Consider the following 20779-nt stretch of genomic DNA (forward strand, 5'->3'; position numbering starts at 1 on the left):
AAGGCAGCCCCTGCGGATCAAGGCCGTGACAAGGCTCTCTTGGCCGTCGCCATAAAAAAACACCGGCACCCCTCGAGGTGCCGGTGTTTTTGATCGTGTGGATCAGAGACCGCCGAAATGGAAGGCTTTGGTCTCGAGATATTCCTCGATCCCTTCCTGCGCGCCTTCACGGCCCAGACCCGACGCTTTCACACCGCCGAAGGGTGCTTCGGCATGGCTGACCGCGCCGGTATTGAGCCCCACCAAACCGGTTTCCAGCGCCTCGCCGAAGCGGAAGGCACGGGCCATATCGGTGGTGTAGAAATAGGCCGCCAGACCGAAGGGCGTGCCATTGGCGATTGCCAGCGCCTCTTCCTCGGTCTCGAATTTGAAGACCGGAGCAACAGGACCAAAGGTCTCTTCACCCGCACATTGCATATCCAGCGTCGCCCCCACCAGCACGGTCGGATCGGCATATTGCGCCGTCAGATCGCGTTTCTTGGTCGCGCGGGTTGCGCCCTTGGACAGCGCATCCTCGACATGGCGGTTGATCTTGTCGATCGCGGCCGCATTGATCATCGGACCGATGGTCGTATCCTCGGCAGTGCCGGGGCCGACCTTCAGCGCATCGACCTTCTCCGCGAGCTTGGCAACAAAGGCGTCATGGATCCCCGATTGCACCAGCAGACGGTTGGCACAGACGCAGGTCTGGCCACCATTGCGGAATTTCGACGCCATCGCGCCTTCCACAGCCGCATCCAGATCGGCATCATCGAACACGATGAAGGGCGCGTTACCGCCCAGTTCCAGCGACATCTTCTTCAGCGTCGGGGCGCATTGTTCGGCCAGAAGTGCGCCCACACGGGTCGAGCCGGTGAAGGACAGCTTACGCACAACAGGGCTTGCGGTCAGCGCGCCGCCAATAGCCTCGGGTCGACCGGTCAGGCAGTTGAGTACACCTTTGGGGATGCCCGCACGCTCGCCCAGCAGGCACAGCGCCAGCGCCGAATAGGGTGTGAAATCGGAAGGTTTGATGACCATCGTGCAGCCTGCCGCCAGACCCGGTGCCACCTTGCGGGTAATCATCGCGGTCGGGAAGTTCCACGGCGTGATGATCGCACAGACACCCACCGGCTCTTTCATCGCGAAGATCTTCTTACCCTTCACGGGGCTCGGGATGATCGAACCGTTGATGCGGCGGGCCTCTTCGGCAAACCAGCGGATAAAGGAGGCCCCATAGACGATCTCGCCCTTGGCCTCGGCCAGCGGCTTGCCCTGTTCGGCGGTCAGGATCAGCGCCAGATCATCGGCATTCTCCAGCATCAGATCATACCACGCCATCAGGATATCGGCGCGCTCGGCATGGGTCTTGGCCTTCCACGACTTCATCGCCTCGGCTGCGGCGGCAATCGCCTCCTCGGTCTCGGCGGCGGTATTGTCGGGCATATGGCCTAGAACGTCGCCGGTCGCGGGGTTCATCACGGGCATATCGGCCTGCGCGCGCCACTCGCCATTGATCAGCGCCGCCTCGATGAAGAGGGCGGGGTCGCGCAGCTGGGCGCGCAGGTCGAAGGTTTCATGCACGGTCATATCAGGCCTCCAATGCGGCTTTCACGGCCGCGGTGATTTCATCGGTCGAGCTGGCGCCCGGACGGGTGCCGATGCCCTTGGCAGTGGCGGCCTCGATGGCCGACAGAATTGCGGTTGCGGCGGTTTTCTCGCCCAGATGGTCAAGCATCATAGCGCCCGACCAGATCGCGGCAATCGGATTGGCGATGTTTTTACCGGCAATATCGGGGGCCGAGCCATGCACCGGCTCGAACATCGAGGGCACCGACGGATCGGGGCAGATATTGGCCGAGGCCGCAAAGCCAAGCCCGCCCTGAATGGCCGCACCCAGATCGGTGAGGATATCGCCAAAGAGGTTCGAGGCCACGATCACATCCAGATCCTGCGGCGCCATCACCATCTTGGCGGCCATCGCATCGATATGCATATGGCTGACGGTCACATCGGGATATTCAGCGGCGATCTTGTCGGTCATCTCGTCCCAGAACACCATCGAGTATTTCTGGGCATTGGATTTGGTGACAGAGGTCAGATGCTTGCGCCGGGCCCGCGCCTGCTCGAAACCGAAACGAAGGATACGTTCGACGCCCTTGCGGGTGAAGATCGCAACCTCGGTCGCCACCTCATTGTCCTGTCCCTGATGCACGCGGCCACCGGCACCAGAATATTCCCCTTCGGTATTCTCGCGGATGCACAGAATATCGAAGCCTTCGGCCTTCAGCGGGCCCTCGACGCCCGGCAACAGACGGTGCGGGCGGATATTGGCATATTGGGTGAAGGCCTTGCGGATCGGCAGCAGAAGCCCGTGCAGCGACACCGAATCCGGCACCGTTTTCGGCCAGCCCACGGCACCCAGATAGATCGCATCGAAGGGGCGCAGCTGCTCGATCCCGTCCTCGGGCATCATTTTGCCGGTTTCCACATAATACTCGCAGGACCACGGGAAGGTGGTGGGCGCGAGAGCGAAGCCGAATTTGGCCGCCGCCACATCCAGCACCTCCATCGTGGCATCCGTTACATCGACACCGATCCCGTCACCGGGGATGAGGGCAAGCGTATAGGTCTTCATCGTCACTCCTTTGGTCGATCACAGATCGATCAGCACAGATTTCGTGCGCCGGTTGGCGCGGTAGGCCTCGCGGCCCAAGTCCTTGCCGAGCCCCGAGGCTTTCCAGCCCCCCGTCGGCAGAATGTGATCGCGCGAGCGGCCATAGCGGTTGATCCAGACGGTCCCCGCCTCGAGCCGCCCGCCCAGACGCAGCGCGCGGCTGAGGTCGCGCGTAAACAGCCCCGCGCAAAGACCATAGGTGTCATGGGCGGCCTGCGCCATGGCGTCTTCCTCGCTCTCAAACGTCTGGAAGGTCGCCACGGGGCCGAAGATTTCCTCGGTCACGGCGGGGTTGGTCTCGTCCACGCCCCCAATGAGGGTTGGCTGATAGAAGCTGCCCTCGCGGTCAAACGCCGCGCCGCCACAGAGGATCTCGCCGCCCTGTGCGCGAGCCGCCTGCACGATGGAATCGATCCGCCCCATCTGACGGGCCGAGATGATAGGCGAGAAGCCCGCACTGCCCGCATGGGTCACGTCGGGCACCTGCTTGGCGAACTCCACCATCAGCTTGGCGGCCAGCTCATCAGCCACCGATGCCGCCACAAGGATGCGCGAGCCCGCCACACAGAATTGCCCCGCATTGGGCAGAATACCCCGCGCCAGACATGCGGCGGCCTTATCCAGATCGGCATCGGCAAAGACCAGCATCGGGCTTTTGCCGCCCAGCTCCAGCGTCATCGGCTTGACGCCATGGCGCGCGATATTTTCCATGATCGCGGCGCCTGCGCGGGTCGAGCCGGTGAAAGACACCTTGTCGATGCCCGGATGGCCGGTAATCGCATTGCCGGTAGTCGGACCATCGCCCAGCACCACATTGATGAGCCCCGCAGGAATGCCCGCACGCACCGAGAGTTCCGCCATATAAAGCGTGGTATAGGGCGTCATTTCGGAGGGTTTGATCACTACGGCATTCCCCGCCGCAAGCGCGGGGCCAAGCTTCCAGCCCGCCATGGAAATCGGGAAGTTCCAGGGCGTCACGGCCCCGATTACCCCATAGGGATGATCCGAGATATAGCCGAACTGGCTGTCAGACGTCGGCACCAGATCGCCGCATTCCTTATCGGCAAATTCGGCAAAAAAGCGGATCTGCTCGGCGGTCACCATCACATCGCCCGCGAGCGCCTGCGCATAAGGGCGCGAGGAACAGATCGCTTCAAGCTGTGCCAGATAGGGTGCCTCGGCCTCAATGAGATCCGCCCATTTATGCAACGCCTTGGCACGGTCGCGGGGCGCAATCCCGCCCCAGTTCGACAGTTTCAGCGCCTGACGCGCCGCCCTGACAGCACGATCCACCATCTGCGCATCCGCACAGGCAATCGCACCGATACGTTGGCCGGTCGAGGGAGAGATGACCTCGATCGCCTCGGGGGCCGCAACATATTGCCCGCCGATGAAATGGCCCGAAGGAAGGGCAACGGTGGAAGGGTCGAATGCGAAACTCATACTATCCTCGTCTTTCTTCGCCCCAGCCTAAGCGGGACTGGCGCATCAATTCTGATTAAAACGGCCCTCTTCGCAGCATTTTCCACTGCGCGGGCCGCTTTGCGGCAGATTATGCCGCGTCAGAATTTTGAAACCTTGCCCCATTGGCTCTCGTTAAAGCGGGAGAGCCTGTATTGTGCGATCTCGGTGATCGGCGTCCGTCCCAGAAGCATGTCGGCCACCAGATGCCCGACCCCCGGCCCGATACCGAACCCGTGGCCCGACAGCCCTGCGGCCAGCGTCAGACCGGGCAGGCCGGTCTCGGTGTCGATGACGGGCACACCATCGGGGGTAGAATCGATGAAACCCGCCCATGTTGCCTGAACCGGCAGCGCTTTCAGCGCGGGTAGCAGCGCACGGGCGCGGCTCAGCGTCATATCGATCAGTCCCTTTGCGGGCGTCGGATCCAGAACCCGCATCCGCTCCATCGGCGTGATCCGGTCGAGCGCCCAGATCTTGCGGGTCTCGAACCCTGCCTTCCATGCCTGCAACCCGCCCGGGCCGAGGCTTTTCCAGCGCTTGGTGAACATCGGCAGGAAATGTTTCGCTTGAACGATCATTCCGGGCGTGGGGTCCACGGCGGCCTTGCCCGAGATGGCAAGCGTATAGGCGCCGTCGCCGCGCCGCGTCACCGATACGGCGGCGGTATGGAGCGCATCGGGCAGCCCCTCGGCCCCCGGCGCAACGGAAAGGATTGAACTGCGCACCGAGGCCTGCGGGAAGGCCAGCCCGTATTGATGCAGGAAGCTCGACGCCCAAGCGCCGCCCGCCATCACCACCTGCGCGGTCCGTATGGTACCACGTTCGGTCACGACGCCGCTGACCCGGCCGGCACTGGTTTCCAGCCCTCGCGCGGCGCAGTTCTGCAAGACGACCCCGCCATGTTTGATCACGCCCTTGGCAATCATCGGCGCCGCGCGCGAGGGATCGGCCGTCCCGTCACTGGGTGACCAGACCCCGCCTGCCCAAGTCTGGCCGGTTGCAGCGCCCCGTTCGGCCGCTTCCTCCGCCGTCAGCATCCGTGTATCGACCCCTTCGCCACGAGCGAAACGGCCCCACTTGGCCCAGCCCTCGATCTCGGCCTGATCTTTGGAGAGATACAGAAGCCCGCAGCGCCGGAACCCCATATCCTCGCCAATGTCGGCAGTCATCTCCTCCCATAGTTCCAGAGACTTCGTCGAAAGCGGCAACTCGCGCGCATCACGGTTTTGCTGGCGACACCAGCCCCAGTTGCGGCTCGATTGCTCGGCCCCGATCCGGCCCTTCTCCAACAGCACGACTTTCTGGCCCGCGCGCGCCAGCCAATAGGCCGCACTCACCCCCGCGATCCCTGCCCCGATCACCACGCAATCGGCATCGGTCGGCAGATCGGCGGGGGTATCGAATGTGAAAAGCGGTGCGGGCATGGGGGTCTCCTCGATCGTTGGCCCCACGCTACACGTCACCCCGCAGCCACATCTGCCAAATCTCAACCATTTGTGGCATATCATGTTGTATACCGGATGCCGCATGCCCTTCCTTGCGCGGAAAAATCCGCTATGACTAGGGCAGGTAAAGGCGCAGGAACGAATATGAGCACGGCTTATAAACTGGACAGGATCGATCTGAAGATTCTGGCGGAGCTGCAGCGCAATGGCCGGATCACCAATGTGGAACTGGCAGATCTCGTGGCACTTTCGCCCTCGCCATGCCTGATGCGGGTGAAAAAGCTCCAGCAAGCGGGCTATATCAGCGGATATGCCGCCCAGATCGATATGACAAAGCTCGGTGAGACGCTCACCGTCTTTACGGAATTCACCCTGAAAAACCACCGCCAGATCGATTTCGCCCGATTTCAGGAGGCGCTCGAGAAGGTCGATAGCTGTGTCGAATGCCATCTGGTCTCGGGCGGATACGATTATCTGGCGAAATTCGTCACCGCCTCGATCGGCGATTACCAGACCATCCTTGAGGGGTTGGTGGACCGCGATATCGGGATCGACAAATATTTCAGTTTCGTGGTGATGAAGACGCCCTTCGTCAAAACCCAGATCCCGCTGACGCGGATCTTCGCTGACAGGCTATGAAAAAGCCCCGCCAAGAGCGGGGCTTTTTGTTCAACGATTGGCGAATTTGGCGATGAGCTCGGGATCCTGTTCCAGCGAATTGAGCCAGTTGGTATCGAGCTGCGGCACCGAGGAGATCAGGAGCCGCGAATAGGGATGCGTCGCCTCCGCGCTCATCTTGGCGGCAGGCAGCGCCTCGACCACCTCGCCCTTATACATCACCAGAACCTCGTCGCAGATGGCCTCCACCGTCGAGAGGTCATGGCTGATGAACATATAGCTCAGCTCCAGCTCGCGCTGCAGCTCCTTGAGGAGTTCGATGATCGCCGCAGCCACCACCGTATCGAGCGCCGAGGTGATCTCGTCGCACAGGATCAGCTCGGGCTCGGCGGCCAGTGCACGCGCCAGATTGATCCGCTGTTTCTGCCCGCCCGACAGCTCGCCCGGAAGACGGTGACGCAGCGCCGCAGGCAGCCGCACCATATCCAGAAGCTCGATCACCCGCTTCTCGCGCGCCGCTCCGCGCATGCCGTGATAGAAGGTCAGCGGACGGCCAAGGATATTGCCGATCGATTGCGCCGGGTTGAGTGCGGTATCGGCCAGCTGGAATACGATCTGAGCGCGGCGCAGCTGCTCCTTCGAGCGTTTGGACAGATCCCCCGGCATTTCCTGCCCGTCCACCAGAGTGTAGCCGCGATAGGGCGGCAGGATCCCTGCCACAGCGCGCGCGAGCGTCGATTTGCCCGAGCCGGATTCCCCGATCACCCCCAGATTGCGCCCGCGATCCAGCGTGAAATTCACGTTTTTCAGGATCTTGGCCGCAGGAACCCCGTCGCGCAGCGTGCCATAGCCTGCACAGAGATCGCGCACTTCAAGGATCGGCGTATGTTTGGCACGATCCGGCACACCCGAAGGCTCATGAACCACCGGCTCGAACGCCGAGAGAAGTTCCCTGGTATAGGGATGGGCGGGCTGATGCAGGATCTGCTCGCAGGTGCCCTCTTCCTGAATCTCGCCGCCCTTGAGCACGATGATCCGGTCCGCGATCTGGGCCACGACGGCCAGATCATGGCTGACATAGACGCCCGCCGCACCCACCTCGGCCATGGCGCGCTTGAACGCGCGCAGAACCTCGATCTGGGTGGTCACATCAAGAGCGGTGGTGGGCTCGTCGAAGATCACCAGCTTGGGGCTTCCGATCAGGGCCATTGCCGCTGCGAGGCGTTGCAACTGTCCACCGGAGACCTGATGGGGATAGCGCTGACCGATCGTATCGGCATTGGGCAGCGCCAGCGCGTGGAAGAGGCTCACGGCCTTCTTCTCAGCCTCCTCGCGCGACATGAGGCCATGGATGGTCGAAATCTCGACAACCTGATCCATGATCCGTTGGCTGGGGTTGAAGGCCGCCGCCGCCGATTGCGGCACATAGGAAACTTCGGTGCCGCGGATCGTGGCGCGTTGTTTCTCCGACAGGGCGGTAACCATATGCCGGTCGAGCCGGATATCGCCGCCGGTGATCTTGCAGCCGGTGCGGGTATGGCCCATCAGCGACAGCGCGATGGTGGTCTTGCCCGAGCCCGACTCGCCGATCAACGAGACCATCTCACCCGGCGCGATATCGAAACTCACGCCCTTGATGATCTCGATCTTGCGGCCCGCATCCGTGGTGGCGCCGATCCGCAGATCACGCACCGATACAAGCGCCTTAGTGTCTTGTGCGAAATCCTTCATGGCTCAGCTCCTGTCGCGGATTTTAGTGGGCAGGTTATCGATGAAGAGATTCACCGAAATGGTCAGCGAGGCGATGGCGAGGCAGGGGAAGACCACCGCGGGCGCGCCCAGCGACAGACCTTCGATATTCTCGCGCACAAGGCCACCCCAATCGGCATTGGGCGGCTGCACACCAAGCCCGAGGAACGACAGCCCCGAGAGCACCAACACGATGAACACAAAGCGCAGACCCAGATCGGCCAGCACGGGACCGAGGATATTGGGAAAGATCTCGCGGGCGATCAGATAAGGGGTGCGCTCGCCACGGGCGCGGGCCACGGTCACGAAATCCATCGTGTTCACATTGACCGCCAGCGCACGGGCAAAGCGGTAGGCGCCGGGAAGGTAGATCACTGCAAGCGTGCCCACCAGAACGGGGATCGAGGAGCCGATAGCGGCGACCGTCACCAGCCCGAACAGGAGCGAGGGAATGCCGTTGAGCGCATCAAGGAAGCGCGAGAGGCACATATCGAACCAGCCGCCCGCCACGGCAGCGACCATGCCGAGGATCACCCCGCCGGTGCAGGCAAAGAATACCGCCGCCAGCGAGATGCCCACCGTGTAGCGCGCCCCGATCAGCACACGCGAGAACACATCGCGGCCCAGATAATCGGTGCCCATCCAGAACTTGTTCGTGACCGCGCCGAAATAGTCCCAATCGACGATTTCACCCGGCGGGTGCGGCGCGATCAACCCGCCGAAGATGGCAACCACGGCCCAGAAGAGGATGATGGCAAGGCCGATCCGGCCCACCCAGTTGAAGGAATAGCCAAGGTTTTTCGGCGTCGGAAGGCGGAAACTCGAAATATTCATCAACGGCGCAGCCTCGGATTGGACAGGATTGCGGTCAGATCGGCCAGCGTGATCAACAGCAGATAGCTGATGCAGAAGATCATCGCGCAGGACTGGATCAGCGGCAGATCGCGGGTGGAGACGGCATCGACCATCAGCTTGGCCACGCCCGGATAGTTGAAAATGGTCTCGACGATGATCACGCCGCCAACCAGATAGCTGAGCGAGAGCGCGATGGCATTGGCGATGGGACCGAGCGCATTGGGCAGCGCGTGTTTGAGCACCATCCGCTTGCGCGAGGCCCCCTTGAGGAGCGCCATCTCGACATAGGGGGTATTGATCGTCTCGATCACGGCGGCCCGCGTCATGCGGATCATCTGCGCCGAGACCACGAAGGTTAGCGTGATCACCGGCATCGCATAGGCCTTGAGCATCGCGCCGAAGGTGGTGGCATCGGCAGCCCCATAACTCAGCGCCGGCAGCCAGCCCAGCCAGACCGCGAAGATCAGCACCGAGAGCGTCGCCACCATGAATTCGGGCACCGAGATGACCGAGATCGTCAGGATCGACACGATGCGGTCGAACCACGAGCCGCGCCACATGGCCGCCCCGATCCCCAACGACAGCGCGACGGGCACCGAGATCAGCGTCGTGATCCCCGCCAGTTTCAGCGAATTGACCAGACGGCCACTGACCAGATCGGCCACCGCCATATGGTTCACATAGGATGTGCCCAGATCACCACGCAGGAACCCGAAAAGCCAGCTCAGAAAACGCAGGATCGCGGGCTCGTCGAGCCCCATCGCCTTGCGCAGGCCCGCAACAGCTTCGGGTGTGGCCGCCTGCCCCAGCAGGATCTGCGCCACATCGCCGGGGAGCAGTTCGGTGGCGAAGAATACGGCAAAGGATACGATGATCAGCGTCAGTATCGCGATACCGAGCCTTTGTAAGACAAGGAACCATGGCATGAGCGATTGGGGCAAGGAGCACCTCCCGTCGGAGAAATCTTAAAAAAGCGGGCTGCGCCTGCACGGCGCAGCCCCAGTCGGGGGATATTCTTTAGGCGTTCAGCCAGACATATTCGAGGAAGGAGAAGCCCATCAGCGCGCCCAGCGGGTTGGCACGCATGCCACCGACCTTGTCGGACAGACCATCCACGTTGGAAATAAAGGCCGGAATGATGGTGCCTGCCTCGTTGGCAACCATTTCCTGCATGTCCCAATAGATCGAGGTCCGCTTGTCCTCATCGAGCGAGCCGCGCGCCTCGAGCATCATCTTGTCGAATTTCTCCGACTTGTAATGGCTCTCGTTCCACGGTGCATCCGATGCATACAGCAGCGAGAAGAGGATATCGGGCGTGGGCCGCGGGTTGATATTGCCGAAATGCACGGCCGATTTGAGCCAGTAATTCGACCAGTAGCCATCGGGCGGAACCTGATCGACCTTCAGCTTCATGCCGATCTGCTGGCCCATCTGCTGGATGATCGTGGCCATATCGACCGAGGAGTTGGCCGCCGAGGAGGCCACCATCGGGATCTCGGTGCCCAGAAGGCCGGATTTCTCGAAATGGTGTTTTGCCTTGTCGGGGTCATAAGCGCGGGGCTTGAGGTTGGGGTTATGGTAGCGGTTCGCGCTGGAAATCGGCTGGTCATTGCCGATCTCTGCCATGCCACGCAGGATCGATTTCTGGATCGCTTCGCGGTTGACCAGATATTTCATGCCCTCGACGAAATCGGCCTTCGAGCCCGGCTCCATATCCAGACGGATATTGAGGTCGGTATAGCTGCCCGAGGTGGTGATCGAGGTGGTCACACCCGGTTTGCCGTCCATCAGACGGACAGAGCGCGGGTTGAGCGAGGCACCCACATGGATATCGCCCGACAGAAGCGCGTTCACACGGGCATTGGTATCGGCAATCGCGAAGAACTCGAACCCGTCGAGATAGGGGCCTTCGGATTTGAAGTAGTTCGGGTTTTTCTTGCCGATCGAATGCACGCCGGGCTCGAAGGCCTCACAGATGAACGCACCGGTGCCGTTGGCTTTGGTGAAATCGGTGGTGCCATCGGCGATGATCATGAAGTGATGCATCGCGAAAATGGTCGGCAGGTCGGCATTGGCGCCCGACAGCACGACTTTCACGGTCAGATCATCGATTTTGGAGATCTCGGACATCTGGCCTGCCATTGCAGCTGCCTTGGAGCCCACGGCCGGATCGAGGTGACGCTTGAGCGAATAGACCACGTCTTCGGCCACAAGCGCCTTGCCATCATGGAAGGTCACGCCGGATTTCAGCTTGATTTCCCATGTCTTCGCATCGTCCGTATTGATCGTATCGGCCAGCTCCATCTGCACCTGACCCTGTTCGTCGAGGAAGGTCAGACGGTTATAGAAGGCACAGCAGTTCACATAATCGGTCGAGAGCGACGCTTTTGCCGGATCGAGCGTATCAGCGGTCGAGGACGACCAGCCCGCGGCTTTCAGCACACCGCCCGAGACGGGGGTCGCGGCTACGGCCTTGTTGGCGCCGAGCAAGAGCGAGCCACCGGCCGCCATGCCTACACCTGAGGCCATCAGCATCTTGAGAAGGTCACGCCGCGAGGCTCCGCGACGGATCATGTTCTCGACCATCGCGTCATCGCGACCGGTCCAGTTGGTCGGCTTGAAAGTCATAATCTGGTCATCCCTGTCTGTTGTGCCCGAAGGCTTTGGTTAACGATGGCCTTTTAGGTGCCAATTTGGCTCGGGCGGTCTTATGGCCGCCCTGAGCCGGGTTCAACGTGCCCGCACATGGCTTGCAAACACTTCAGCAGACGTTATGCGTCAAAGGCTTTCTCGGCGGCTTCCGCCAGCTCGATCAGCGCGTGGAAGTGGTAGTCGGGCTCGGTGAATTCCTTGGGCTCGATGGTCCCGCCATAGCCGTTCTGCGCGTGCCGGCGCTGGATCCAGGCATTGGTCATACCCAACTCGCGCGAGATGCCGATATCGTGGTATTGGCTCTGCGCGGTATGCAGGATGTCGTCCTTGGAGCCGCCGTCTTTTTCCACATAGGCGAAAACCTGATGGAAGTAATCGGGGTTCGGCTTCTCGCAGCCGGTATCATCGGTGGTGAAACCGGCCCAGAAGGGCTGACCCAGTTTCTCGGCATATTTCTCGAAGGCCCAGCGGCGGGCATTGGTCATCGCCACCAGCTTGTAATGCTTCTTCAGCGTCGCCATGGCCTTCACGCTATCGGGGAACGGCTTGGCCTCGCCCACAGTGTCGATCATCAGCTGGCGATATTCCTCGGTATCGGGCAGATCAAATGCGGCCGCAATACGCGAATAGCAGCGCCCCAGATCATCGGGGAAGCGCAGCGCGCCCGGCTCGTAGCGCGCGTCGCGATAGACCGAGAGGGCAGCTTCGCCGTCGATCGTCACGCCTTCTTTGGCCGCGATCGCGTTGAGGCCGTCTTTGATCGCGCCCTCGAAATCGATCAAGGTGCCGACAACGTCGAAAGTGACATAGCTAAAAGCGGTCAGCGGTTTGGTGGCGGTTGTGGTTGCCATCTTTGGCAGTCCTTTCTGCGGATATGCCGGAGGGAGAGGTCCGGCGAAACATTCTGCGGGCAAGCACCGGTATCGAGGCATCTATGCCCCGAAATGCGTGTGTCTCTTGGGCTTTTGCTGCGACAATTTCTGTCTTCGTAGGATCAGTGTGCCGCTAAAAAACAGCCCTGAGGCACCGAATATCGAAGCTTTGCGGCATAATGTTCTGTATCCCACCGGCCAGAGACAGAATTTAATGCTGTAAAAAAACCGGCCCTAAGGCCGGTTCCTGAAGGCTCAGTAGCCTTTCTTCTGATCCACCTGTCCTGGGATCGGATTTCCTGCAGCCGAGGCTTGCATCACCGCCAGAACATGGCGCGCGCCCTCCTCATAGCCGGTGCGGGCCGCGATATGGGGCGTGATGATCAGACGGCTGTCGGACCATGCCCAGTGATCTGCCGGGAGGGGTTCGGGGTCGGTCACATCCAGCATGGCCGATGTGATCTGGCCCGCATCGAGTGCGACACGCAGCGCCGCCAGATCGAGCTGTGCCCCGCGCCCCGCCTGCACGATCCGCGCGCCTCTGGGCAGCTTCGCAAAGAATGCCGCATCCATCAGTCCGCGCGTCTCGTCCGTCAGCGGCAGCAGGCACACCAGAATATCCGTGCGCGCCAGGAACGCGTCGAGGCCTGCCTGATCATAGACTGGACAATCCTCCACGGGCCGCCCCGAACGTGACCAGCCGCCTACCTCGAAATCGAGGCTCTTGAGGGTCTGCGCCGTCAGTTGACCGATGCGGCCCATACCCATGATGCCGACCCGCGCGCCCTTGGCTGTGTTGGGCGCATGCTGGACCCATTCCCCACGGGTGGCCTGATCGAGATAGACAGGCAAATCGCGATGGGTGGCCAGAACCCCCATCACGCACCAGTCACGCACCATCTTCTCGATACTCTCGGCCAGCGTGCGCGACAGCGCCACCCCTTCGGGCAGCGGTGGCATATGGTCGACACCCGCCCCCACCGAGATCAGCACCTCGAGATTGGGATAGCGCGCAATATCCTCGGGTGGCTCCCAACAGGCGATATGGGTAATCGAGGCGGGGTCCGTGACCGCCGCCTCGCCCATGATCATCTCGATTCCATGCGGAGCGAGGATCTCTTTCCAGACCTTCTCGCGCTCGGGGATGGAGAGATAAAGGAGCTTCATCCTTTCAGTGCCGCGCGCACATCCGCATCCTCGAGCGTCTCGTCGAGCACGGCTTTGGTGCGGGCAACGATCATGTCGATCTCTTCCTCGGTGCAGCACAGCGGCGGCGCATAGCCGAAGATGCCCTGCGCGAAGGAGCGCACGATCAGACCCTTCTCCCACGCACGGTCAAACAGGCGGGTGGCCGGTTGCACCGAGGCCGGAAGCGGGGTCTTGTTCTCCTTATCGACGACCAGCTCGATGGCGGCGAGCATGCCGCGACCGCGAACATCGCCCACCAGCGGATGGTCGGACAGGCCCTTGAGACCTTCCATCAGTCGCGCACCAACCTTGCGGCCATTCTCCAGCAGGCCACCCTCGTAGAGCGACAGGACTTCCAGAGCGACCGCCGCCGAAACGGGATGCGCCGAATAGGTGAAGCCATGACCCACGGCCTTGGCACCTGCGCCCTCGGCGATGGTTTCGTAGACATGATCGGACATGAAGACCGCACCCATCGGTACATAGCCCGAGGTCAGGCCCTTGGCGGTGGTCATCAGATCGGGGACGATGCCCTCGTCTTCACAGGCGAAAAGCGGGCCGGTGCGGCCGAAGCCGGTGATGACCTCATCGGCAATGAAGAGGATTTCGAGTTCCTTACACACATCGCGCATCGCCTTGACCCAGCCTTTCGGCGGGACCAGCACGCCGCCCGAGCCCTGGATCGGCTCGAGATAGAAGGCCGCGACCTTCTCAGGCCCGATGGCCTCGACCTTGGCTTTCAGCTCGTTCACCGACGCTTCGATGATCTCTGCATCGGTCTTGAGCGGATTACGATAGGTGTAATGCGACGAGATCTTGTGCTGCCAGCTATAGGGCACGCCGAAGCCCTCATGGAAGCCGCCAAGTGCCGTCAGGCCTGCGCCCATCGTGGTCGAGCCATGATAGCCCTGTTCGACCGAGATGAACTGGTCACGGTTCGGCTGGCCTTTCGAGTGCCAGTAATACCGCACGAAGCGGATCGTGCTATCGACCGCATCCGAGCCACCGAGCGAGAAATAGATATGGTTCAGATCGCCCGGTGCGCGCTCGGCCAGTTTGGCGGCAAGCTTGATCGGAGCTTCGGCCCCGAGGTCGAAATAGCCGGTGGCATAGGGCAGTTTGCGCATCTGCTCGGCGGCAGCTTCCACAATGCTTTCATGGCCATAGCCCGCATTCACGCACCACAGGCCTGCAAACCCGTCGATCAGCTCGCGGCCTTCCGCATCCGTCACCCGCGCGCCTTTGGCCGATGCGAGCACCCGCACGCCACGCGCTTCGTGGCCTTTGAACGAGGATACGGGGTGGATCAGGTGCTGGCGATCCATCTCGATCAGGGAATTGGTCAACATTGACAGTCTCCTAAGATCAGCCCAGGGCCTGCGACACGAGGGCATAGGTTTTCAAATCGGGGTTCGCAGGACGGGCGGCAACCGCCCCTTCCCGCAGCATGGCAACGCCGCCGCCCACATGGGCAAGCCCCAGCGCTGCTGCATGGTCTTGCAAGGCACGCTCCGGCGCGAAATCGACGCGCAGGAACCGGCCTCGGGTGCGGCAGGCGGCTTCGGACAGAAGCGCGCGCGCCGCGTTATCGTTTTGCGCCAAGATCGGGCCGATCACATATCCGCGCCCGAATGCGCGCAGCATGGCAAAGCCGCCCGCAGTCACAAGAACCTCGCCCTGAGCGGCAATATCCGTCAGGAGCTTGGCACGATCCATGCCGGTTGCGACACGATCTGCGGCAATCAATTGCGCGAGCTCTTCGGCGCTGGCCTCATGCACCGGCTGTTCGGGCGTCTGCGCTACGGCCACGCCTTGATACTGCATGACCTCACCTTGGGCCTTGAAGCCCAGTTTCTGATAAAGCGGCAGACCATCGGCGGTGGCCACAAGGCGCAGCTCCATCGTGGCCGCACGGTCCAGCAGCGCCTGCATCAGCCTGCGTCCGAGCCCCTGCCCGCGCATGGCTTCATCGACAATGATCATGTTGAGTGTGCCGACATCGCCCAACAATGACAGGATCGCAGTGCCCACGACTTTTTCGCCCTGCAGCGCCACAACGCCCTCGGACACACCCAATACCAACGCCCAATCCTCGGGCCGGTGCGGCCACGAGACTGCCTGCGACATCCCATGCGCCTGCGGGATATGCGAAAGCTCCATCGGGGCGATGACGATCTGCGCGGTCTCGGTGCTGGAAACGTCGGTCATAGGGGCCTCTTCGGTCTTGTTACCTTCAGGCTAATGCCTGGCAGGCGGCAGTTTCACTTTGTTCACGCAATCATGCCGCAGGAGTAAAGGAATTCCTGCGGCATGACAGCATTTTATGCTGAACACCTGACGACGAGCGCCAGAACCATGGCATGGGCGGCCTCCAGCTCGGAGCGCGTCAGATATTCCTCGGGCTTATGCGCGCGGGCAATATCGCCCGGCCCGCAGACGATGGCGGGAATACCCGCCTGCTGGAACAGCCCGGCTTCGGTGCCGAAGCTGACCGCCCCTTGCGCCTGATGGCCCGAGATCTCCTCGGCCAGCGCCACGAGCGGATCACCCGCATCCAGCGCAAGAGCCGGATAATCCGCCAGGAATTCGGCAGACACGCCTTCGGGGAGATCCGCGCAGATCTCTTCGAGGATCGCGCGCGGCGACACGCCTGCAATCGCCCGTGCCTCGATCTGTGCCTCGGCCAGATCGGGGATGATATTGACCGCCTGCCCGCCCGCGATCGTGCCAATCTGCACCGAGCTATAGGGCGGCGCAAAACGTGCATCCTGCGGGCCGGTGGTAAGGTCATGGGCGGTCTCGCAGATCCGTGCCAGCACCGGCACAAGGGTCTGGATAGCATTTACGCCCAGATCAGGGCGCGAGCTATGGCCAGACACACCCCTGGCCACAAGGCGCAGCGCGGCCTTGCCCTTATGCGCCAGCACCGGCACCAGCCCCGTCGGCTCGCCAATGATCGCGGCCTCGGGAAGCGCGCAAAGCGACGGCAGCGCCGCCAGCAGATGCGGCACCCCCTTGCACCCCGCCTCCTCGTCATAGGAGATCGCGATGTGGATAGGCTTTGCCAGATCAGCCTCGCCCATGGCGGGAGCCGCTGCCAGCACGGCCGCCAAGAACCCCTTCATATCGCAGGCCCCGCGCCCGATCAGGCGCTGGCCTTCATGGCGCAGAACGAAGGGATCAGCCTGCCATTCCGGCTCGCCCGCAGGCACCACGTCGATATGGCCCGAAAGCACGATCCCCGCCACGTCCCGCGGCCCGAAGCTGGCGAAAAGGTTCGACCGGTCCCCTTCGGGACCGGTCAGGATATCGACCTGCGCACCAAACCCGCGCAGATAGGTGGCAATATCCTCGAGAACCGCGCCATTAGGCGTCCCGACAACGGTCGGAAACCCAACGAGCCGAGCAAGGAGATCTTCGGGGCTCATGAGGCGATCACGAAGATTTTCTTCACGGTTTCAACGGTATGCCATGTTCCAACAAAACCCGGCTTCATGATGAAACTATCACCTGCGGCAAATTCATGCGCCGCGCCACCCTCTTCGGAGATGATGCAGCGACCCGCGAGGATATGGCAGAATTCAAATGTCTCGCCCTTCATCGATACCGTTTTACCGGGAGTCGCTTCCCAGATGCCGGTGCGGATCTTGCCCCATTTGGCCGCCTCCGCCATAGCGGTGTCCAACTCCCATGTCTTATAGGCGGGCGCACCTTCGATCAGGCGCTCGGGGGCGGCCACGTCCTCGCGCGGGCTGAACTGGGGGGAGGTCTCGACGGGGATAAGAAGCGACATGTAAGGCCCTTTCAAGGCAAGTGAGAGTGACCCTTTTATGCCCCTGCCGGTGCGGGACGTGCCGTCAAAAGCGTGTCCGGCACCGCAGGCCCTGCCGAACTCGCGCCCCGAAACGGTATTTCCTGCGCCTGATCGCGCAGATGCGGCAGCACCCGTGCGCGCAACAGGTTCAGGCTGGGGCCACAAGAGAGATCCCGGAGATACACATGACCTTCCGCCCGAAATTCATCACCTTCGACTGCCACGGCACGATGATCCACTTCGACATGGCCGGTGCGGCCCGCCACCATTACGGTGCCCAGCTCTCCGAGCCGGCGATGGAAAAGTTCATCCGTGATTTCTCGGCCTATCGTCTGGACGAGGTTCTGGGCGCATGGAAACCCTATGCGGAGATCGTCCATAACGCGGTCGAGCGCACCTGCAAACGCAACGGGATCACCTTCGATCCGGCGGTGGCCGCAGACATTTATGCGCGCGTGCCGACCTGGGGCCCGCATGCCGATGTGCCCGCTGGGCTTGCCCGTATCGCGCCGCATATCCCGCTGGTGGCGCTGACCAACTCGATGAACGAACAGATCCCGCATAATATCGCCAAGCTCGGCGCGCCCATCGCGCATGTGTTTACCGCCGAGAGCGCAGGCGCCTACAAGCCGCAGATGCGGCCCTTCGAATATATGCTCGACGAGCTGGGCTGCGGGCCGGAAGATATCCTGCATGTGTCCTCAAGTTTCCGCTATGACCTGATGACTGCCCATGACATGGGGATCAAAAATAAGGTCTGGGTCAACCGCGCCCATGAACCCGCCAACCCGTATTACGGCTATACCGAGGTCAAAGACATTTCCGGTCTGGCCGAAGTCGTCGGTCTGTAAAAGGGTGCGAAGGGGAAGAGAGATGGAATATAAATCCTATTGGCACGAAACCTCGACCCCTTTCGCCCATGGCGAACAGGGGCCTGCCGAGGGGCAGTTCGATGTGGTCGTCATCGGTGGTGGCTTCACGGGGCTCAACGCTGCGCGCAAACTGGCGAAATCCGGCGTCTCGGTGGCGCTTCTGGAAGCCTCGCATGTGGGCGCGGGCGGCTCGGGGCGCAATGGCGGACATCTCAATAACGGGATCGCCCATGGCTATGCGGATGCCAAAGCGCATCTGGGCGCGGATCAGGCCCATCGGCTTTACAAAGCCTATGACCGCTCGATCGATATGATCGAGGATCTGGTGGCCGAGGAAGGCATCGATTGCAGCTTCCGTCGCTGCGGTAAGCTGAAACTGGCCTCCAAAGAAAGCCATGTGGCGGGACTGCGGGCGAATTTCGAACTGATCCACCGCGAGGTGGACCCCGAGACCCGCTGGATCGACCGCGCAGGTCTGAAAGACGAGGTTGGCTCTGAACAATTCCACGGCGGGATGGTCTACGAAAAGACCGCCATGATGCATATGGGACGCTATGTGAACGGGCTGGCCGAGGCTGCCCATAAGCATGGCGCGAAAATCTGGGAAGCCATGCCCATGACCGCCCGTCGCAAGACCGCCAATGGCTGGGAGATTACCACGCCGCGCGGCACGCTCTCGGCCAACCGGATGATCGTGGCGACCGGTGCCTATGCGGGGGCCGCGCCCGAAGCGCCGCTGTCTTTCTTCCGCCGCCGGATCATCTCGGTGGGCTCCTTCATCATCGCGACCCGTCCCCTGACCCCCGCGGAAGTGGCCCGCACCGTGCCTGGCAACCGGACCTTTGTCACCTCGATGAATATCGGCAACTATTTCCGCCTCTCGCCCGATAACCGGCTGATTTTCGGGGGCCGTGCGCGGTTCTCGGCGACCTCCGATCAGGCATCGGATGCGAAATCGGGCGAGATCCTGCGCGCCTCGATGGCCAAGATCTTCCCGCATCTGGCCGATATCGAGATCGATTATTGCTGGGGCGGGCTCGTGGGCATGACCAAGGACCGCTATCCCCGCGCAGGCGAAACCGATGGCATGATCTACGGCATGGGCTATTCGGGCCATGGTGCGCAGATGTCCACGCTGATCGGTCAGGCGCTGGCCGATATGGCAATGGGCGTGAAGGACACGAACCCGCTTGCCGGGCTCGACTGGCCGACCATCCCCCTGCATAGCGGCAAGCCGTGGTTCCTGCCACTGGTCGGGATGTATTTCAGCCTCAAGGACAAGATCTCGTAAGAAAGGGGGGCATTGCCCCCCTTTTTCATTCCGGTAGTGCGGGGTATTTCAGCCCAGTGAATGCGCCGACAGACCCCAGACTTGGATACCCTCCTGCGGGCGCCGCATCCGGCCATTCCGCATCTCGGTCACCGTATCATAGACCCCCATTCCCGCCGAGGCGAGGAAGGCCGCGAAATGCTCGTTCTCGACAGGCGTATCAAGCCGTGTGAACCGACCCTCATTGGCCTTGATAAGTGGCGCGGCAAGCTGCATGGCAATCCGCTCGTCCCCGGCCACCAATGGCCCGATGACACTCCCTTTGCCGAAGTCGCGGCTGAGCGCATAGCCGATGATCTTCCCGTCGCGCAGCGCGACCACACCCTGTGACAGGTTCAGCAAAAGATCGAGCATCTCGCGGCGCGGCGCCCCATACCCCACCGCATCGAGCGCATGGACCTCCCCGAGATCACCCGGCGCCAAAGGTCGGATCTCGACCCCTGAAACCGGCGAGGGCTGCCGGATCGGGCGTGCGACGCCCTGATGCTGCCAGATCGTCCCGACCGGCACGAAACCGGCATATTCATAGAGCCTATAGGCGGCGCGGGTGGCCGAAAGCCGCAGATCGCGCCCCTCGCAATCACGCATGATGCGCCGCAACAGCCGCGCGCCGGTGCCATAGCTCTGCAGTCGCGGCGTCGTTACCATCATGCCAAACATGGCATAATCGTCCCCAACCGGAAAATACATGGCCGAGCCCAGCGGACGGCCGATCTCGTCCATCGCCAGATAACCGCGCCCCAGCGCCAGAAAGACCTCGAGATCGCGCGCCCGATGCGGCCAGAAGACCGAAACCGTCAGCTCGTGCATCGCCAATAGATGTTCGGGCGCGATCTCGACAATCTGCGCTTTGTAACTGTCGATCTGCATATAATTTTCATCGGTCGTCTGCGCACGCGCCATGAAATCAAGATAGCGCGCACGGGCACCTTGAGGCATCGCATCGGAACACGGACCAATCGCAATATTTCGGCTCATGCACCTTTCCCATCACTAGACCGTAATCAGATATAATAGAAATATCGGAGGGATTTATACCGTATCTCGCGGGCAGTTGATAGATTCTGCTGCAGCCCCATCGAAAACATGCAGGTTTTGGCACCATTTCCACCAGAGTGGCACGTCAATAGCAAAGGCGCCTCCCAAAAGGAGACGCCTGCAACTTTTCTGGCCAGTTCGAGAACCGCTTCAGTTTATCCGCTTAGTTCACGAGCCGTTGTTTGGCGGTATTTTCGAGGTAGCGTTGGTAGGCTGCGGGGCGGTT

At 61.8% G+C, this 20779-nt stretch carries 19 protein-coding genes; 3 read left to right on the plus strand and 16 right to left on the minus strand.

The genetic code is table 11. The features are described 5' to 3' along the window. Window positions 1-102 precede the first annotated feature (102 nt). The 4 genes from VSX56_RS17145 to VSX56_RS17160 all read right to left on the minus strand — a co-directional run bounded on the left by VSX56_RS17145 (window position 103) and on the right by VSX56_RS17160 (window position 5544). Window positions 103-1569, minus strand: coding sequence for an NAD-dependent succinate-semialdehyde dehydrogenase (locus VSX56_RS17145; protein WP_350938858.1), 1467 nt, complete (start codon window positions 1567-1569; stop codon window positions 103-105). Window position 1570: 1 nt separating this feature from the next. Continuing rightward, window positions 1571-2617, minus strand: a complete 1047-nt coding sequence (locus VSX56_RS17150) for a tartrate dehydrogenase (protein ID WP_350938860.1) — start codon at window positions 2615-2617, stop codon at window positions 1571-1573. Between the two features lie 18 nt (window positions 2618-2635). Next, complete coding sequence (locus tag VSX56_RS17155; RefSeq protein WP_350938862.1) at window positions 2636-4099, minus strand: aldehyde dehydrogenase family protein; 1464 nt, start codon at window positions 4097-4099, stop codon at window positions 2636-2638. 119 nt (window positions 4100-4218) lie between these two features. Next, window positions 4219-5544, minus strand: a complete 1326-nt coding sequence (locus VSX56_RS17160; RefSeq protein ID WP_350938864.1) for an NAD(P)/FAD-dependent oxidoreductase — start codon at window positions 5542-5544, stop codon at window positions 4219-4221. Between the two features lie 165 nt (window positions 5545-5709). On the opposite strand from VSX56_RS17160, the gene VSX56_RS17165 reads away from it, so the two are divergent. Continuing rightward, window positions 5710-6204 carry an Lrp/AsnC family transcriptional regulator gene (locus VSX56_RS17165; RefSeq protein ID WP_339115188.1) on the plus strand — a complete coding sequence of 165 codons (495 nt, stop codon included), beginning with the start codon at window positions 5710-5712 and terminating at the stop codon, window positions 6202-6204. Window positions 6205-6234: 30 nt separating this feature from the next. On the opposite strand, the gene VSX56_RS17170 is transcribed toward VSX56_RS17165, so the two are convergent. The 11 genes from VSX56_RS17170 to VSX56_RS17220 form a co-directional block, all read right to left on the minus strand. Next, window positions 6235-7914, minus strand: coding sequence for an ABC transporter ATP-binding protein (locus tag VSX56_RS17170; RefSeq protein ID WP_350938867.1), 1680 nt, complete (start codon window positions 7912-7914; stop codon window positions 6235-6237). Between the two features lie 3 nt (window positions 7915-7917). Continuing rightward, entirely contained in the window at window positions 7918-8766 is an 849-nt protein-coding gene (locus tag VSX56_RS17175) for an ABC transporter permease (RefSeq protein ID WP_339115190.1), read from the minus strand. Beyond that, window positions 8766-9728 carry an ABC transporter permease gene (locus VSX56_RS17180; protein ID WP_350938869.1) on the minus strand — a complete coding sequence of 321 codons (963 nt, stop codon included), beginning with the start codon at window positions 9726-9728 and terminating at the stop codon, window positions 8766-8768. Before VSX56_RS17180 ends, VSX56_RS17175 begins: the two co-directional genes overlap by 1 nt. Window positions 9729-9804: 76 nt before the next feature. Then, complete coding sequence (locus VSX56_RS17185) at window positions 9805-11415, minus strand: ABC transporter substrate-binding protein (protein ID WP_339115191.1); 1611 nt, start codon at window positions 11413-11415, stop codon at window positions 9805-9807. A gap of 143 nt (window positions 11416-11558) precedes the next feature. After that, window positions 11559-12290 carry an HAD-IA family hydrolase gene (locus VSX56_RS17190; RefSeq protein WP_349295119.1) on the minus strand — a complete coding sequence of 244 codons (732 nt, stop codon included), beginning with the start codon at window positions 12288-12290 and terminating at the stop codon, window positions 11559-11561. A 276-nt stretch (window positions 12291-12566) separates the two neighbouring features. Then, entirely contained in the window at window positions 12567-13478 is a 912-nt protein-coding gene (locus tag VSX56_RS17195; protein ID WP_350938872.1) for a 2-hydroxyacid dehydrogenase, read from the minus strand. Then, window positions 13475-14848, minus strand: a complete 1374-nt coding sequence (locus VSX56_RS17200; protein WP_339115194.1) for an aspartate aminotransferase family protein — start codon at window positions 14846-14848, stop codon at window positions 13475-13477. The genes VSX56_RS17195 and VSX56_RS17200 overlap by 4 nt, the downstream gene beginning before the upstream one ends. A gap of 16 nt (window positions 14849-14864) precedes the next feature. Continuing rightward, window positions 14865-15707, minus strand: coding sequence for a GNAT family N-acetyltransferase (locus tag VSX56_RS17205; protein ID WP_350938874.1), 843 nt, complete (start codon window positions 15705-15707; stop codon window positions 14865-14867). 113 nt (window positions 15708-15820) lie between these two features. Beyond that, a complete protein-coding gene (gene argE / locus VSX56_RS17210; RefSeq protein WP_350938876.1) occupies window positions 15821-16927 on the minus strand; it encodes an acetylornithine deacetylase in 1107 nt (368 codons plus the stop codon). Then, complete coding sequence (locus tag VSX56_RS17215; protein ID WP_349295121.1) at window positions 16924-17292, minus strand: cupin domain-containing protein; 369 nt, start codon at window positions 17290-17292, stop codon at window positions 16924-16926. The genes argE and VSX56_RS17215 overlap by 4 nt, the downstream gene beginning before the upstream one ends. Window positions 17293-17327: 35 nt before the next feature. Continuing rightward, complete coding sequence (locus VSX56_RS17220; RefSeq protein WP_350938878.1) at window positions 17328-17498, minus strand: hypothetical protein; 171 nt, start codon at window positions 17496-17498, stop codon at window positions 17328-17330. Here VSX56_RS17220 and VSX56_RS17225 point away from each other — a divergent pair, their 5' ends adjacent. Further along, window positions 17499-18164 (plus strand): haloacid dehalogenase type II, encoded by a 666-nt coding sequence (locus VSX56_RS17225; protein WP_339115199.1) that lies wholly within the window; start codon window positions 17499-17501, stop codon window positions 18162-18164. Between the two features lie 22 nt (window positions 18165-18186). Then, entirely contained in the window at window positions 18187-19476 is a 1290-nt protein-coding gene (locus tag VSX56_RS17230; RefSeq protein ID WP_350938881.1) for an NAD(P)/FAD-dependent oxidoreductase, read from the plus strand. A 48-nt stretch (window positions 19477-19524) separates the two neighbouring features. Here VSX56_RS17230 and VSX56_RS17235 read toward each other — a convergent pair whose 3' ends face one another. Further along, entirely contained in the window at window positions 19525-20493 is a 969-nt protein-coding gene (locus VSX56_RS17235) for a GNAT family N-acetyltransferase (RefSeq protein ID WP_349295123.1), read from the minus strand. Window positions 20494-20779: the final 286 nt, after the last annotated feature.

This window comes from Thioclava kandeliae (genome assembly GCF_040297545.1).
Taxonomy (GTDB): domain Bacteria; phylum Pseudomonadota; class Alphaproteobacteria; order Rhodobacterales; family Rhodobacteraceae; genus Thioclava; species Thioclava kandeliae.